This window comes from Flavobacterium fluviale (genome assembly GCF_003312915.1).
Lineage (GTDB): Bacteria > Bacteroidota > Bacteroidia > Flavobacteriales > Flavobacteriaceae > Flavobacterium > Flavobacterium fluviale.
The window spans coordinates 120,457-136,634 of sequence record NZ_CP030261.1 but is presented as its reverse complement, the minus strand read 5'-3'; the positions used below and the strand labels follow the sequence as shown (position 1 = coordinate 136,634).

Sequence of the window (16,178 nt, the reverse complement as noted above, 5' to 3'; positions counted from 1 at the left end):
TTTATCTTGTAGCGAGGACGGGAGTTGAACCCGTGTCCGCCGTGGCGGATATATATCCTGCTAAAGTTTACTAATAAGATCTTTGATGAATTCTCTTCCCGCTCCCGTCTTTAGATATTTTTCTCTTTTCATTGCGTCAGATTTAAATGTAAAGAATTCTACATGAATTACTTTCCATGGTCTAAATTTCAAAGTGTATCCTTTTGTCCCAAGATTATTATGCGACTTAAATCTTTCGATTAGGTTAGAAGTAAATCCTGTATAGTTTTTATTAAATCTTTCAGAATAAAGAATATAGACAACAAATTCTTCCATAAAATAAATATTATAAGCAAAAAAAAACACCACTTGAATAAGTGGTGTTTTTTATCTTGTAGCGAGGACGGGAGTTGAACCCGTGTCCGCCGTGGCGGATATATATCCTGCTAAAGTTTACTAATAAGATCTTTGATGAATTCTCTTCCCGCTCCCGTCTTTAGATATTTTTCTCTTTTCATTGCGTCAGATTTAAATGTAAAGAATTCTACATGAATTACTTTCCATGGTCTAAATTTCAAAGTGTATCCTTTTGTCCCAAGATCATTATGAGATTTAAATCTTTCGATTAGATTAGAAGTAAATCCTGTATAGTTTTTATTAAATCTTTCAGAATAAAGAATATAGACAACAAATTCTTCCATAAAATAAATATTATAAGCAAAAAAAAAACACCACTTGAAAAAGTGGTGTTTTTTATCTTGTAGCGAGGACGGGAGTTGAACCCGTGTCCGCCGTGGCGGATATAAATCCTGCTAAAGTTTGCTAATAAGATTTTTGATGAATTCTCTTCCCGCTCCCGTTTTTAGATATTTTTCTCTTTCCATTGCTTTAGATTTGGATGTGAAAAATTCTACATGAATTACTTTCCATGGTCTAAATTTCAAAGTGTATCCTTTTGTTCCAAGATTATTATGCGACTTAAATCTTTCGATTAGGTTAGAAGTAAATCCTGTATAGTTTTTATTAAATCTTTCAGAATAAAGAATATAGACAACAAATTCTTCCATAAAATAAATATTATAAGCAAAAAAAAACACCACTTGAATAAGTGGTGTTTTTTATCTTGTAGCGAGGACGGGAGTTGAACCCGTGTCCGCCGTGGCGGATATATATCCTGCTAAAGTTTACTAATAAGATCTTTGATGAATTCTCTTCCCGCTCCCGTCTTTAGATATTTTTCTCTTTTCATTGCGTCAGATTTAAATGTAAAGAATTCTACATGAATTACTTTCCATGGTCTAAATTTCAAAGTGTATCCTTTTGTCCCAAGATCATTATGAGATTTAAATCTTTCGATTAGATTAGAAGTAAATCCTGTATAGTTTTTATTAAATCTTTCAGAATAAAGAATATAGACAACAAATTCTTCCATAAAATAAATATTATAAGCAAAAAAAAAACACCACTTGAAAAAGTGGTGTTTTTTATCTTGTAGCGAGGACGGGAGTTGAACCCGTGACCTCAGGGTTATGAATCCTGCGCTCTAACCAACTGAGCTACCTCGCCTGGACTGCTATCATGAATTCTTGATTGCGGGTGCAAAGATAGAAATAATATTAAAGCGTACAAGAATATTTTGAAGAAAAAAAAATATTTTTAAAAACGCATTGTTTTTGGACATATATTCTTATATTTCGAAAAAATTAAAAGTAGCACATGGATTCAAAAATACGTTACGAAATCGAGTTTCCGATCAATTCTTCGCCGCAATTATTGTATCAATATATATCAACTCCGTCAGGTTTATCAGAATGGTTTGCTGACAATGTTAATTCAAGAGGTGAATTTTTTACTTTCATCTGGAATGATTCGCAGGAAAAAGCACGCTTGGCTTCAAAAAAAACAGGAGAAAAAGTTAAGTTTAAATGGGTAGATGAGAGCAGTAAGGATACTGAATACTTTTTCGAACTTCATATTTTAGTCGATGAATTGACTAAAGATGTTTCGCTTATGGTAGTTGATTTTGCTGATAAAGAAGAAATTGGCGAAGCTAAACAATTGTGGGAGAATCAAATCTCAGATCTAAAACATCTTATAGGATCTGTTTAGTAAAAGTCTATTTTATACCTTATATTTGCCCTGAACAAAATTCAGGGTTTTTTTATGATTAATTTTAACGGAAATATAGCGCAGGAAGATAGTAACATATTAACTCAAAACCGCGCTTTTCTATACGGTGACGGCATTTTTGAAACAGTAAAAATAATCAATGGGAAAATCTTGTTTCTTGAAGATCATTACTTTAGATTAATGGCTTCTATGCGCGTGGTTAGAATGATGATTCCGATGAATTTTACAATGGAATATTTCGAAGAGCAAATCCTTAATTTAGTAAAAGAGCAGGGTATTTCCTCTTCGGCTAGAGCTAGAATTACTGTTTTTAGAAATGACGGAGGTTTATATCTTCCAAAAACCAATGAAATTTCATTTTTAATCAAAGCAGCAGCACTTGAAAATACTTCCTACACAGTTAATACAAACGAATACGAAGTTGATTTATATAAAGATTTCTATGTAACGAAACAATTATTATCGTCTCTTAAAACGACTAATAAGATGATTCACATTACAGGAAGTATTTATGCCCACGAAAATGATCTTGCCAATTGCCTTTTACTAAATGACAGCAAAAATGTGGTAGAAGCACTTCAAGGGAATATTTTTATGGTAACAGGAAAAAAACTAATAACGCCGCCAGTTTCAGAAGGTGCTTTAAATGGAATAATGCGTAAACAAATTTTGGCATTAGCCAAGAAAGTAGAAGGCATAGAAATTTCGGAGGAAATAATTTCACCGTTTGATCTTCAAAAAGCGGATGAAATATTCCTGACAAATGTAATCATGGGAATACAGCCGATAACCAAATATCGAAAAAAGAAGTTTAAAACTAATCTGGCTCATTTATTAGTGCAGAAATTAAATGAATCCATTTCTGAAAATTAATTCAGATATGGATTTTCTGGTGCATTAGACCAAATAAGGTAGTCGCCTCCAAGTTCTATAATCTGCTCTTTCCAAAAGTGGGTAGTAGATTTACCGATAATTTTATTCTTATAATTATTATCAGCAATAATCCAAGAGTTTCCCTGCATCTCACTTTCAAGCTGATTTTCGTCCCAGCCGGTATAACCTAAGAAAAAACGAATATTATTTTTGCTAATAGATCCGTCATTAATTAAGTCTTTGGTTGATTCAAAATCGCCTCCCCAGTAAATTCCATTAGAAATCTCAACACTATTTGGGATTAATTCTGGAATATTATGGATGAAATAAAGGTTGTCTTGTTCTACAGGGCCTCCGTTATATATCTTAAAGTTGGCTTCAATCTCAGGAATTAAATCATTAATAGTGTATTTTAATGGTTTATTAATGATAAAACCTATTGATCCTTCTTTGTTATGGTCTGCTAATAAAATTACCGATCTGTTAAATGATAAATCTCCAATTATTGAAGGCTCGGCAATAAGCAGGTGTCCTTTTTTTAATTTTTCTGAAATCATACGGTTACAATTTTTATTAAATTTAATCATAAAAAAATTAAAATCACAAAAAAAATCGTTAAACCGCATAAAAAAACCTTCCACGAGGAAGGTTTTAATTATATTATAAGTTTAGAGAACTTTCTTACTTAGTTCACTGCACCTTCTAATTCAGCACCAGCTTTGAATTTTACAACATTTTTAGCTGCGATCTTGATAGTTTTTCCTGTTTGAGGGTTTCTACCGTCTCTAGCAGCTCTTGAAGATACTGACCATGATCCGAAACCTACTAATGAAACTCTTCCACCTTTTTTCAAAGTAGTTCCTACATTACCTAAAAAAGACTCTAAAGCTAATTTCGCCGCAGCTTTTGTGATTCCTGCATCAGCAGCGATAGCATCGATTAATTCTGATTTGTTCATAATAATTAGTTATTAATTGTTGGTTAAAAAAAATTGTTAATACACAAATTTAGTAGGAAATCCGTTGCGTGCAAGTGTTTTCTTTAATTTTAGCAAAAATTGTTGATAACTTGCTTTTTTTGTTCATAAAGAGTGTTGTTTATCGATCAAAAACAAGTGCAAACCCCTGTTTTACTGACCTTAATACACTTTTGCAACATCTGAAAAGCTGACTCCATTTAATATTTCTGAAGCTAGCATTCTCTTTTTTCCTGGAAATTGTAGACTTAATAACTGAATAAAGCCATCTTTTATTGCAATCTTGATTTCTTTTTTAGTACTAATTAATTTTCCAGCCTCGTAAGGATGCGGTTCTGAAATCAATTTTGCTTCATAAATTTTAATGTTCAGCTCTTCATTTTGGTCTTGCAAAAAACACCAAGAGGCAGGATACGGACTCAGCCCTCGAATTAAATTATTGATTTCTGCTCCAGATTTTGTCCAGTCTATTTTGCAGTTTTCTTTATTCAATTTATAAGCAGTTTTGATTTCTGCGTTATCTTCTTGAATAGTAGTAGTTACATTTCCGTTTTCAATAACTTTCAAAGTATCAATTACGGTAGAACTTCCTAAATGCATCAATCTGTCGTGTAATTGTCCGGCATTTTCTTCTGGATCAATTGCGATTTCAGAATTTAAAATCATGGCACCGGTATCGATTTTGTCATCGATAAAGAAAGTTGTAACACCAGTTTTAGTTTCTCCATTAATAATCGCCCAATTGATAGGAGCAGCACCGCGGTAATTTGGAAGTAAAGAAGCGTGAAGATTAAATGTTCCTAAGCTTGGCATTTCCCAAACTACTTTTGGCAGCATTCTAAACGCAACTACAATTTGTAAATTGGCATTCAAAGCTTTTAATTCTGCTAAGAAATTTTCGTCTTTTAAATTAGTTGGCTGTAATAAGTTCAAATTGTTGGCAAGAGCGTATTCTTTTACAGCCGAATATTTTATTTTTTGTCCGCGTCCTGCTGGTTTATCTGCAGCAGTAATTACGCCGACAACGTCATAGTTGTTTTTAATAATGGTATCCAAAATGCCTACAGCAAATTCTGGAGTTCCCATAAATATAATTCTCAATTTCTCCATTATAATTTTAAAGTGTATTTATTATTCGCTTGTATGATAATATGATTGTTTTCGAGTAATTCCTGAAGAACCGAAATAATATCTTTGGTGTCCATCTTTATTTGGTTTTCAATTTCTCTCGAAGTCAAAGAAGCAGTTTTGAGTAAAGATAGAATCTTGTCAGCAATCGAATCGGCTTCTGTTATTTTTCCTTTTTGGGTAATGCAGTACGAGCAAATACCGCAGTTTTCATTCGTTTCTTCACCAAAATAATCCAAAACCAATCTGTTTTTACAGGTTTTATTGTCTTTTATATAATGCAAAACGGACAGAAGCTGTTCTTTTTTAACTTGATTTTGCTTTTCTAAATATTTCGAAACTCTATTTATAGTATGATCGTCTTCGCGGACTTCATTAAATAATATAGTAGCGTCGTTGTTTTTAGATTTATATTCTATAATTTCTTTTTCCTTTAATTTTTCTAACAGTGCTGTAACCTGCTCTTCAGAGCGATTCGATTTTTTAGCAATTAATCCCAGATTCAGGTTTGATTTTACCTCATAAACTCCTGGATAAGTTCTCAAAATCGCCAGTATAATCTCTTCATCATTCGGATTCAAACTCATGTATCGAATTACTTCTTTGGATTCAATCAAAAACTGAATATTGATTTTTTCAGAGAATTCCTGCGACATCGTAATAATTCCCTGCTGATTCAAAAATTGTAAAGCATTGTATGTTTTAAGGGTAGGGAAGTCGTACTTGTTGCAAAAATGATTCAGTTTAAACGAAAAAGAATCATCTAAACCTTCTCCGTAAGCAATTTGAAAATAGTTGCAAAGTTTGACATACATTGTTTTCAGAAACTTCTTGTCGGGAAGAATACTTAAAAACTGCTGTTCCGTTTGTGTTGCATCAGAATTATTGTAGAGTAAAACCGAAAAAGCTTTTTCGCCATTTCTTCCTGCTCTTCCAGATTCTTGGTAATAATTTTCTAAATTTTCTGGAAGCTGGGTATGTATAACGGTTTTAACATTGTCTTTGTCAATTCCCATTCCAAAAGCATTCGTAGCCACGATAACCTGCGCTTGCTCCGACATCCACAACTGCATGTTTTTGTCTTTTTCTTTAGACGAAAGTCCGCCGTGATAATACGTCGCCGTAAAACCTAAAGATTGCAATTGCGAAGAAATATTCAAACAAGACTTGCGGTTTCGGACATATATTATAGAAGGCTGCGGATTTTTTTTCAGAATTTGTTCCGTACGGTATAATTTATCTTCAACTTCAAAAACCATGTAAGCAATATTTTTTCGCTCAAAAGATTGTTGAAAATGTCTCGGATTTTTTAATTCTAACTGCGTTCTAATATCTTCAATAACTCTCGGAGTTGCTGTCGCCGTTAAAGCTAAAAAAGGAATTTTAGGAAAGAATTTCTTCAATTCCGAAATTTTAAGATATGCCGGCCTAAAATCATGTCCCCATTGCGAAACACAATGTGCCTCGTCAATAGCGATTAAATTTATAGGAAGATTTTTGATTCGCTCCAAAATCCAATCCGATTGTAAACGCTCTGGCGAAAGATAAAGGAATTTATAATTACCAAACTGGCAGTTGTCCAAAAGGTCGATGATTTCTTCAGTATGAATACCTCCTGTAAGAGCAATTGCTTTAATTTCCCGCTTCTGCAAATTCATTACCTGATCTTTCATCAAGGCAATAAGAGGAGAAATTACCAAGCAGATTCCTTCCTGCATCATCGCGGGCACCTGAAAACAAATTGATTTTCCGCCCCCGGTCGGAAGCACAGCAAAAGTATCCTGTCCTTCAAGAACCGAATCGATAATTTCTTTTTGCAACGGTCTAAAACTGTCGTGTTTCCAGTATTTTAGAAGAATATCCTGTGCTCCGAGCATTGCTTTAGTTTTAAAGTTAAAAATTCAGAAAACAGGTTCTAGTTTTACAGCTAAAAACGCGTCGCTAAATTTTATCTAAGATATAAAGAATTCTGTTTTCAACCGTATCTTTTGGAACTTCAATCAATTCGTAACCATATTTTTTATAGGTTTCAATAAGATGTTCCTGAATTTTAACCGCTTGTTCAAAATTTTCGTAACGCTCTGTATCGCTTTGGTAAATTTCTTCCCAAGGTGGCAGAATAAAAGTTTTAGAATATTTATAATCCTCACAAGCCTTTGTAAAACGCTCTGGATATTCATCTCCAATATAATCCATGTAGGCTACAACATCGGGAATTCCTCTGTCTATAAAAACTACATTATCAGGTTCTTCAAGAGCATTTTGGTATTGTTCGATACGGCCTTCCAGAAGCATTTCGCTAAACAAAAGCGGTTGTTCTAAAAACAGTTGTTCGATACCTTCCTGCTGCGCTTTCATGGTTACCTGTCTAGAGATTTCAGGATAGCAGCAAAAGCCACGAGCTACCAATTCGTTAATAAGTGTTGATTTTCCAGTACCAGGACCGCCAAGTAAGACTATGATTTCTTTTTGCACTATTCTAAAAATAAAGCGCAAATTTACCTAAACTTATTCGTAATTAAAAAGAATATTTATCCGAAACGAAAGATTTGATATTTTGATAAATAAAAGTTCTTATTTTTAAAGTCCCTATAGGGACGATATATCTATAGAAAAAATATACACGATATATAAAGCTCCAGCGGAGTGACATAATTTAAATAGTTTGGATGTCGCTCCGCTGGAGCTTTGATTGGTGTGAAAATTGAATTTGCTATACATATTTTGCTCCGCTGGAGCATTTTTTAGAAAGGAGGCATAAAACTGCTTTATCCTCGTCCTGAGATGTTTAAATCTGAATAATTGTGTTTTGTTAAGTTGATTTTTAAACTAATATTGCAATTTCCACCGTCACTCATATCTATTAAATCATATTGGAATGTTTTATTCAAATTATAATCTTTACAATAACAGTTGATTCGAATTTCCTTTTCTTGTTTTTCGTTTAAAACAACAATGCATTGTTTTAGATATTGATCTATTTTTTTAAGTTTTGCACTGTTTTCTAAAAAGCATTTTTTTAAAATTTCATCCAATTCAATTAATTCCTTTTCATTTAAATCTGAAGGTTTTAGTCTTTTTGATTTTTCGAAGTATCTTTCATGAAATTTTTGTTCAAAACTAAAAAAAGAGTAATCACTGTACTTTTTGAGGTTTAAATTGCTTTTTGTTTGAAAGAGATTTTTTTTGATTTCAATTTTTAGAGGGAAATCACCATCAATAAATTCAATAAAATTGTTTTTTATAACTGCTTTTTTACTTCCATTATATCTAAAACGTGTATGGCTGAAATAAATGGTGTCATTTTTTGCATAACATAAGTCATCAAATTTTTCAAATTTTTGATGATTTAGGTCTTTTTCTTCTATAGTAAAAACATAAGAACTGTCAGAGAAGAATTGGAATTTAAAACTAGACTTTTTAATATGATCAAATTTGTTTACAGCAGAGATTTGTTCAATTTTGCTAGCGTCTTTTTTGGGATTGCCTACATTGTTTTTACATCCAAAATTTAATGCTAAAATAAACGACGCCAATATAATTTTTAAGCTCATAAATTTTTGTTATTACTCACAAAACAAATAACCACCAGAACCTTTTCCTTTTTTTGAAGGCACAATCAAATGCGATTCAAACTTTTTTCCTTTCAAAACATCATTCACAAAATCTAAAACATACTGCTGTCCTTCGTGGAAAAGATAACCAGAGAATTCATGTCCGCCACCGCAGAAAGTAATCAGTTCAATATCTTTATGTAAATCCTGCATATGATTGTAAACGGCATAAGAACCAAAAAGAATCAGCCAGCCCGAAGCATTTGTCGGGCACGAGCGATGCGAACCAGCATTATACGGAACCGTATCGTCATTACTTCCGTGCGCCAATAACATCGGAATTGCTTTTTCTTTTGTAATCAAATTGATGTCCTGAATTGCTCCTGAGCCTCCAATAAAACCTTTGTATTTAAAATTTTCAGGCAGGTTGCTTTTGTACAAATTCATTAATTTATAATCCCAGAACGAAGCATGGAAACCAATTTCTGCACCCGCGCTGATTCCAGAAATAAATATTTTAGAAGTATCCAGATTGTATTTATCAGCATTCTCAATTAAGAAAGCTGTAGCCTGCCACATATCGCTCACACCAATTTGGATTGCTTTTATTTTTTCGGTTAAAGTTCCTTTACATCCAAAATCTTTTCCTTTCATATATAAACTGTACGAAATGCTGGCAACGGCATAGCCATTTTGAGCCATAAATTTCCCGAACTCTTTTTCGCTTGTACGTTCTCCGCCAGAAAATCCACCGCCAAAAGCGAATAGGATCAAAGGAATTTTTTCAGTAGATTTTTTCTTCGGCAGATATAAATCTAAATCTAGTTTTAAAGTATCGTTCTGGAAATAAGTCAGCGTTTTGACTTCTTGCGCTTGGCTATTGTAAAAAGTACAGATTGTAAAAAGTAAAAAGATAATTTTTTTCATTGTAAGGTATTTTAATTTTGCAAAGTCGAAGAGCTGCGAAATATTTCAAATATAAAGTTTTGTCAAGAGTTTTGCGAATTTTTGCAAATTTAAATTTAAGAGTAATCAAGAACTAGTGCAATTTAATGAAGAGATTTGCAATAATATAATTAGTGTAAATTAGTGAATTTGGTGGCGAAAAAACAGTCATCCTTTCAATAGAAAAAATCTAAAATCTAAAATCTAATATCTGAAATCAAAAACGTATATTTGCGTTTATTTTTAATTACGAATGGAGAACGATAAAGAAAAAAATACCGCCGAATTTTACGAAAGATTAAAATTAGAGCTAGATAACGCAAACACTTGGCCAGCAGAATATTTGTATAAATTTATTGTGCCATCTGTTGCGGATAATGTGGAGCGAGTTGAAAAAGCTTTTGATAGAATGGGAGCGGTTATTAAAACAACAAAATCTAAAACGGGTAAATTTACCAGCGTTTCTGTAGATGTTACTATGAACAGTTCAGATGATGTGATTAGTAAATACAAAGAAGTTTCTACAATAGAAGGTATAGTTTCATTATAACTTATGGTCGAAAAATATAAAAAAGAAGTCGCAAATGACGTTGTTTTTAACTTAGAATATAATTCTGAAAGACAGCGTTTGATTATTCCGGAATATGGTCGTCATTTACAAAAATTGATCGATCAGGCTACCGCAATAGAAGATGATGAAACACGCAATAAAGCGGCGAAATATATCATTCAGGTTATGGGAAGTTTGAATCCGCATTTGCGCGATGTGCCAGATTTTCAACATAAACTTTGGGATCAGCTTTTTATAATGTCTGATTTTAAACTGAATGTAGAATCGCCATATCCAATTCCGTCAAGAGAAGTTTTGGAACTAAAACCAGATGTGCTGCAATATCCGCAGAACTTTCCAAAATACAGATTTTATGGTAACAATATCAAATACATGATCGATGTTGCCAATAAATGGGAAGATGGAGAAATGAAAAATGCATTGGTGATGGTAATTGCCAACCACATGAAAAAATCTTTCTTAAGCTGGAACAAAGACACAGTGAAAGATGATGTAATTTTTGAGCATTTATATGAATTGTCTGGTGGAAAAATAAACTTGCTTCACAGCACAGAAGAGTTGTTGAATACAACAGATTTAATGCGTACCAATAAACGCATGTCTAATAAAACAGCTTCTGTTGGACAGCCAAAAATTCAAAACAACAAAAACAATAAAGGAGGCCAAAAAAAAACATTTCAAAAAAACAATAATCAGAAATAAAAGAGGGGCTAAGATGCTAAGGAGCTAAGATGCTAAGATTTTTTTTTAGCTTAGAACCTCAGAATCTCAGAACCTAGAACCTAATCAAGATCTATGGGAATTTTTAAAATCGAAGGAGGAACTCCTTTAAAAGGAGAAATCACTCCGCAAGGAGCAAAAAACGAGGCATTACAAATTTTATGTGCCGTGCTTCTAACGGGGGATAAAGTAAAAATTAATAATATTCCCGATATTATTGACATCAATAAATTAATCACTTTATTGGGGAATTTAGGGGTTAAAATTCAACGTAACGAACCAGGTTCTATCACTTTTCAAGCCGATGAAGTTAATGTTGGATATTTAGAAACCGAAGCTTTCAAAAAAGAAGGAGGAGCGCTTCGTGGTTCTATTATGATTGTTGGACCTCTTTTGGCTCGTTTCGGAAAAGGATATATTCCAAAACCAGGAGGAGATAAAATTGGCCGTCGTAGACTAGATACACACTTTGAAGGTTTTATTAACCTTGGAGCAAAATTCAGATATAACAGAGAAGATCATTTTTACGGAGTAGAAACTCCAGAAGGAGGACTTCAGGGAACAGATATGCTTTTAGACGAGGCTTCTGTAACCGGAACGGCAAACATTGTAATGGCTGCTGTTTTAGCAAAAGGACAAACTACAGTTTACAATGCTGCCTGCGAACCGTACTTACAGCAGTTATGCAAAATGCTAAACTCTATGGGAGCTAAAATTACTGGAGTTGGTTCTAACTTATTGACTATTGAAGGTGTTGAAAGCCTTGGCGGATGCGAGCACACCATTCTTCCAGATATGATCGAAATTGGTTCTTGGATTGGTCTTGCGGCTATGACAAAAAGCGAAATCACGATCAAAAATGTAAGCTGGGAAAATTTAGGTTTGATTCCGAATACATTTAGAAAATTGGGAATTACAATTGAAAAACGTAACGATGATATTTACATTCCAGCTCACAAAGATGGCTATGAAGTAAAAACAGATATCGACGGTTCTATTTTAACAATTGCAGATGCACCTTGGCCAGGATTTACGCCTGACTTATTAAGTATCGTTTTGGTTGTGGCAACTCAGGCAAAAGGAGATGTTTTAATTCACCAAAAAATGTTCGAAAGCCGTTTGTTCTTTGTGGATAAATTAATCGATATGGGAGCAAAGATCATGTTATGTGACCCGCATAGAGCAGTGGTTATGGGACATAATTTTGAATCTCAATTGAAAGCAACCACAATGTCATCACCAGATATTCGTGCGGGAATTTCATTATTGATTGCGGCGCTTTCTGCAAAAGGAACAAGTACAATTCAAAATATCGAACAAATTGATCGTGGATACGAGCGTATCGACGAGCGTTTAAGAGCAATCGGTGCAAAAATCGTGAGAGCTTAAAAAGAAAGTTAGCCGCAAATTCACGAACTTAATCTTCAAAAGATCATCAAATATTCGTGAATTCGCAGCGAAAAAAATAGTCTAAATGACAAACGAACAAAAAGCTATAAAAGCTACTCTATTTAGTATAGCTGGAAATACCTGCCTGGCCCTAATAAAAGGTCTCGCAGGTTTTTTTGGCAATTCATATGCCCTGATTGCAGATGCGATCGAATCTACGACGGATATATTTTCGTCTTGTCTGGTTTTATTTGGAATCAAATATTCTAATAAACCGGCAGATGAAAATCATCCATACGGCCACGGTCGTGCAGAACCTCTAATTACATTTTTGGTTGTTGGATTTTTAATTACTTCAGCAACCATTATTGGGTATGAAAGTATTGCCAATATTGGAACTTCGCACAATTTGCCTAAATCTTGGACATTATATGTTCTAGGTGCTATTATTATCTGGAAAGAATATTCTTTTCGTTTGGTAATGAAACGCAGTAAACAAACAAATAGTTCGGCATTAGCTGCTGATGCGTGGCATCATAGAAGTGACGCCATAACTTCTGTTGCAGCGTTTATCGGAATTTCGATCGCCTTAATTATGGGAAAAGGCTACGAATCTGCAGATGACTGGGCTGCGCTTTTTGCGGCTTTTTTTATTCTGTATAACAGTTATAAAATTTTCAGACCTGCGCTTGGCGAAATCATGGATGAAAACCTAAATGATGATTTAGTAGAAGAGATTCGCGTAGTATCTTTGACAGTTCCTGGAATCTTGGGAACAGAAAAATGTTTCATTCGCAAAGCAGGAATGCGCTATCACGTAGATTTGCACGCAATAGTTTCAGCTGCAATTTCAGTAAAAGAGGGACACGATTTATCACACCAATTACAAGATACATTAAAAGAACAAATTCCACAGCTAGGAAATGTTCTAATTCATATTGAGCCAGATGATTATCATTGTTAAAAGGTTCAAAGGTGCATAGGCGCAAAGGTTCAAAGGTTTTGCTTCTAAGATAAAATTTAAAAAATCCATTTATTCTTTAAAAGAGTCAATGGATTTTTTTATGCGCGTTACCTTCGGCCGGGCTATCCGCTATATCTTTTTGTTTTTAAAGAAAAAACAAAAAGGATGTCGCTCCTATCCCTAACGCAATCTCTGGTAGTAAGAAAATTATTTTGTAATAAAATAGTTGTCGGTTCAAGCGTCCAGCGAAATTCTCAAAGCACATACCTTTGTACCTCTGAACCTTTGCAGCTTTGCACCTAATCTAAAACATTCAAAATCTTCAATCCAAACACAACACCATTTTGTTGAATGCCTCCTTGATAAGAATGTACGTAATCCACTCTAAACAATTTAAATTTACCGAAACCTAAATTATCCAAACCAACAGTGAATTCCGTATAAGGTTTTCGATCTGGAATTGCCAGCGAGTGAAATCCAATATTCATCGTAGATTTTAATAGATTTAGTAATGGAATTTTATTCATAATAAATCCTGTGTCATTGTGCTCTAGATGCATTTCAAAATAACTATCATTTGTGCTATTGGCGTAGTATGGCATTAAATTAAAAACATTTAAATAGCGGCCGCTTGTACCAATATGAGTTTGGTTTCCGTTGAAATGTCTGTAATCTATAAAAGAAATATTTTCTGCATTGAAGAATTTTCCGGCTCTAAAATTAGTTCCCAAAAGACCTTTATTTCCAAGTCGTAAATCATATTGCACAGAAGTGCCGATTCTTTCAAATTCGTATTTCTTTTCGCTTGCAGCAAAAGCTTTTTCGAAACCTAAAACTACTGTTGGATATTTGTCATCTCTAAAATTGTATCTTCCGTCTGGTCTTGAAATATATTTATTTCCAAAGTTAATTCTGGCATTTAGACCTGCTTTAAACAAATGATGCTGCTCAAATGGTGCCGTGGTAAAATCATTTGGAGCAAGAGGATTGTTTGAAGAATATAGATCATCTCTTTTAAAGAAAGAATAATCAGTGGTATTGAAAAGAGCTTTTCGCTGTTCGTAGGCCACTTTTCCAAACAAATTAACGCCATTTAAAACGTCTTGCGAATAGTTAACCTGCGCATATTCTAAATTGTACAACTTCATATAGTTGTCTTTAAAAAATAAAGAACTTATAGAATTGACCAATTTAGTAATAGGTTCAGCACCGTTAAACTGCGCAGTTTTTGTTCCTCCCGAAACTCCAACTGTAGCATAATTTATATTATTGAATTTATGGGAAAATTGTCCAACAACTCTAAATCGCTGATCTGAAAATCCATAATTAAAAGTCGTACCAATAGAAGTTGTTTTTCCTTCTTCTTCATTTTCTTTTTTGAATGAAAAACCAGAATCCAAATTAAATCCCTGAACGGTATTGAAACTTAAAGAAGCGATGTTTAGTAAACCTTGGTAATTAAAAGAATATTTTTTGAAAGTATTTTTGTAATCGTAGCCCATTAAAATATCCCAAACTTTAAATTTATTGTTTTTGGCATCTATAGAATCGGTATATTTTCTGGATGTTCGAATGACTAAAAGACTATCTTTTTTACTGTAATCAGTGCTTTCTTCAATAGTTAACGGAATTGGTCTGATTTGGTTCCAGAATGCATCATCTTTTTTATTGGCGTCTGCTTCAAAGGAAACAATTTCATTTCCAAAAGTTTTTTTCTCGAAAGAAGATGGAAATTCATAATTAGAATAAATATAATTGAAGTTCCCAGAGAATTTTATTCCAAAAACACCTGCATTAAAAGAGAGCGTCTGAGCATTTTTAGACCAAATTTTGTTTTTTGCATTATAGCTGAAACTCTGCTTTAAATTCATTACTTCGGTAAATTCATTTTTCATGCGATAGCCTTTAATCTCTAAGTCTATAGCATAAATGGCAAAACTGTCATCAACAATATAAATGTAACCTTCAAAAACAGGTTCTTTATCTCGCTTTGGAATAACTTTTATTTTATAAATCTGCTTTTTATTATCGTCGTAAAAAGTTCCTTCGAGCTTGTATTTGTAGTAAGTAAAAGCATTATCAGCAATAGGAGAAATCATTTTAACGTTGAAATCTACAGTATTGTCATAAAAATCATAAGTCGATAATGCTGCAGTGTTGTAGCTGTAACCGCGATTATTTCCTGAAATTTTAGAAGCTATAATTCTTTCCTTTAACTTCTCGGGTTTTTCAAAAGTAATTTTAGAAACGGTTTCTGATAAATATAGAATTCCTGTTCCAGTAGAATCTAAATTGGAAGCCATATCCTCGCCAAGATCAACTTTCTGTCCTAAGATTTTTTTAGGAAGATCTTTGACCTTAAACATTCCTTTAGAATAAAAGTCGGCTGTATATCTAGATGTTTTATCGGAGTTTTCTTTTTTATTAGCAATCGCGCTTTTTATAATGGCATTTGCTGGATTGTTTTTAGGATCAATAACAACTTCATTTAGAGAGAAACTTTCTTCCTCCATTTTGACATCTAAAGTTGTATTTGAATCTGGAGAAATTGTGATTTTCTGCGTTTTAAAACCTAAATACTGAAAGACAATTCGGTTTTTACCAATTTCTTTTACCTGCAGTTGGTATTTGCCTTGTTCATTCGAAGTGGTGCCGCGATAAGTCCCTTCTTCAAAAATAGAAACAAACGGCAGTGGATTTCCCTTTTCATCGGTTACAGTCCCTTTGATTTGGGCAAAATTGGAAATTGAAAATATTAAAAAGGCTAATAATGTAAAGTTTTTCATGTAAGTGGTTTCTCTTACAAAAATAAAAGAACTTGAAAATGAGCTTATTAATAATATGTTAAATTGTAATTTTGTTTATATGAGTTTCTTTCAAGCTTAATCTCGCAGATGTCAGGCTGAGCGGAGTCGAAGCCCCTTTCTCCTGCAAGACTTCGGTGATATG

At 33.4% G+C, this 16,178-nt stretch carries 18 protein-coding genes and 1 tRNA gene; 6 read left to right on the top strand and 13 right to left on the bottom strand.

The genetic code is table 11. From position 1 onward, the window contains the following. Nucleotides 1–60: 60 nt before the first annotated feature. The 5 genes from HYN86_RS00705 to HYN86_RS00685 all read right to left on the bottom strand — a co-directional run bounded on the left by HYN86_RS00705 (nucleotide 61) and on the right by HYN86_RS00685 (nucleotide 1,545). Nucleotides 61–315 (bottom strand): GIY-YIG nuclease family protein, encoded by a 255-nt coding sequence (locus tag HYN86_RS00705; protein WP_113676332.1) that lies wholly within the window; start codon nucleotides 313–315, stop codon nucleotides 61–63. A 110-nt stretch (nucleotides 316–425) separates the two neighbouring features. Further along, nucleotides 426–680 (bottom strand): GIY-YIG nuclease family protein, encoded by a 255-nt coding sequence (locus tag HYN86_RS00700; protein WP_113676330.1) that lies wholly within the window; start codon nucleotides 678–680, stop codon nucleotides 426–428. Nucleotides 681–791: 111 nt separating this feature from the next. Further along, entirely contained in the window at nucleotides 792–1,046 is a 255-nt protein-coding gene (locus tag HYN86_RS00695) for a GIY-YIG nuclease family protein (RefSeq protein WP_113676331.1), read from the bottom strand. A gap of 110 nt (nucleotides 1,047–1,156) precedes the next feature. Next, complete coding sequence (locus HYN86_RS00690) at nucleotides 1,157–1,411, bottom strand: GIY-YIG nuclease family protein (protein ID WP_113676330.1); 255 nt, start codon at nucleotides 1,409–1,411, stop codon at nucleotides 1,157–1,159. A gap of 60 nt (nucleotides 1,412–1,471) precedes the next feature. Beyond that, a tRNA-Met gene (locus tag HYN86_RS00685) sits at nucleotides 1,472–1,545 on the bottom strand. A 150-nt stretch (nucleotides 1,546–1,695) separates the two neighbouring features. Here HYN86_RS00685 and HYN86_RS00680 point away from each other — a divergent pair. Both HYN86_RS00680 and HYN86_RS00675 read left to right on the top strand, forming a co-directional pair. After that, nucleotides 1,696–2,088: an START-like domain-containing protein gene (locus HYN86_RS00680; protein ID WP_057117732.1), complete on the top strand. Its 393-nt coding sequence runs from the start codon at nucleotides 1,696–1,698 to the stop codon at nucleotides 2,086–2,088. A gap of 54 nt (nucleotides 2,089–2,142) precedes the next feature. Then, complete coding sequence (locus HYN86_RS00675) at nucleotides 2,143–2,982, top strand: aminotransferase class IV (RefSeq protein WP_113676329.1); 840 nt, start codon at nucleotides 2,143–2,145, stop codon at nucleotides 2,980–2,982. Here the strand turns inward: HYN86_RS00675 and HYN86_RS00670 are convergent. The 7 genes from HYN86_RS00670 to HYN86_RS00640 all read right to left on the bottom strand — a co-directional run bounded on the left by HYN86_RS00670 (nucleotide 2,979) and on the right by HYN86_RS00640 (nucleotide 9,567). Further along, complete coding sequence (locus HYN86_RS00670) at nucleotides 2,979–3,539, bottom strand: YqgE/AlgH family protein (RefSeq protein ID WP_113679812.1); 561 nt, start codon at nucleotides 3,537–3,539, stop codon at nucleotides 2,979–2,981. The two genes, HYN86_RS00675 and HYN86_RS00670, sit on opposite strands and share 4 nt — an antisense overlap. 128 nt (nucleotides 3,540–3,667) lie before the next feature. Continuing rightward, complete coding sequence (locus tag HYN86_RS00665) at nucleotides 3,668–3,940, bottom strand: HU family DNA-binding protein (RefSeq protein WP_008464760.1); 273 nt, start codon at nucleotides 3,938–3,940, stop codon at nucleotides 3,668–3,670. 180 nt (nucleotides 3,941–4,120) lie between these two features. Continuing rightward, on the bottom strand, nucleotides 4,121–5,068 hold the full coding sequence (gene fmt / locus HYN86_RS00660; RefSeq protein ID WP_113676328.1) for a methionyl-tRNA formyltransferase: 948 nt from the start codon (nucleotides 5,066–5,068) through the stop codon (nucleotides 4,121–4,123). Further along, entirely contained in the window at nucleotides 5,068–6,963 is a 1,896-nt protein-coding gene (locus HYN86_RS00655) for a RecQ family ATP-dependent DNA helicase (protein ID WP_113676327.1), read from the bottom strand. The genes fmt and HYN86_RS00655 overlap by 1 nt, the downstream gene beginning before the upstream one ends. 64 nt (nucleotides 6,964–7,027) lie before the next feature. Next, nucleotides 7,028–7,561, bottom strand: coding sequence for an AAA family ATPase (locus HYN86_RS00650; RefSeq protein ID WP_057117736.1), 534 nt, complete (start codon nucleotides 7,559–7,561; stop codon nucleotides 7,028–7,030). A gap of 293 nt (nucleotides 7,562–7,854) precedes the next feature. Beyond that, on the bottom strand, nucleotides 7,855–8,640 hold the full coding sequence (locus HYN86_RS00645) for a hypothetical protein (RefSeq protein WP_113676326.1): 786 nt from the start codon (nucleotides 8,638–8,640) through the stop codon (nucleotides 7,855–7,857). Between the two features lie 12 nt (nucleotides 8,641–8,652). Further along, the gene (locus HYN86_RS00640) at nucleotides 8,653–9,567 is read right to left on the bottom strand and encodes an alpha/beta hydrolase family protein (RefSeq protein ID WP_113676325.1); all 915 of its coding nucleotides are present in this window, start codon (nucleotides 9,565–9,567) and stop codon (nucleotides 8,653–8,655) included. 271 nt (nucleotides 9,568–9,838) lie between these two features. Between HYN86_RS00640 and HYN86_RS00635 the strand changes: the two genes are divergently transcribed. From HYN86_RS00635 to HYN86_RS00620, 4 genes are all read left to right on the top strand, one after another. Then, nucleotides 9,839–10,135, top strand: coding sequence for a DUF493 family protein (locus HYN86_RS00635; RefSeq protein WP_026727611.1), 297 nt, complete (start codon nucleotides 9,839–9,841; stop codon nucleotides 10,133–10,135). Between the two features lie 3 nt (nucleotides 10,136–10,138). After that, nucleotides 10,139–10,858, top strand: coding sequence for a DUF4290 domain-containing protein (locus HYN86_RS00630; RefSeq protein ID WP_057117739.1), 720 nt, complete (start codon nucleotides 10,139–10,141; stop codon nucleotides 10,856–10,858). A 93-nt stretch (nucleotides 10,859–10,951) separates the two neighbouring features. Further along, the gene (murA, locus tag HYN86_RS00625) at nucleotides 10,952–12,265 is read left to right on the top strand and encodes a UDP-N-acetylglucosamine 1-carboxyvinyltransferase (protein ID WP_057117740.1); all 1,314 of its coding nucleotides are present in this window, start codon (nucleotides 10,952–10,954) and stop codon (nucleotides 12,263–12,265) included. 85 nt (nucleotides 12,266–12,350) lie between these two features. Beyond that, nucleotides 12,351–13,229 carry a cation diffusion facilitator family transporter gene (locus tag HYN86_RS00620; RefSeq protein WP_113676324.1) on the top strand — a complete coding sequence of 293 codons (879 nt, stop codon included), beginning with the start codon at nucleotides 12,351–12,353 and terminating at the stop codon, nucleotides 13,227–13,229. Nucleotides 13,230–13,528: 299 nt separating this feature from the next. Here the strand turns inward: HYN86_RS00620 and HYN86_RS00615 are convergent, their stop codons facing one another. Then, complete coding sequence (locus HYN86_RS00615) at nucleotides 13,529–16,015, bottom strand: DUF5686 and carboxypeptidase regulatory-like domain-containing protein (RefSeq protein ID WP_113676323.1); 2,487 nt, start codon at nucleotides 16,013–16,015, stop codon at nucleotides 13,529–13,531. Nucleotides 16,016–16,178: the final 163 nt, after the last annotated feature.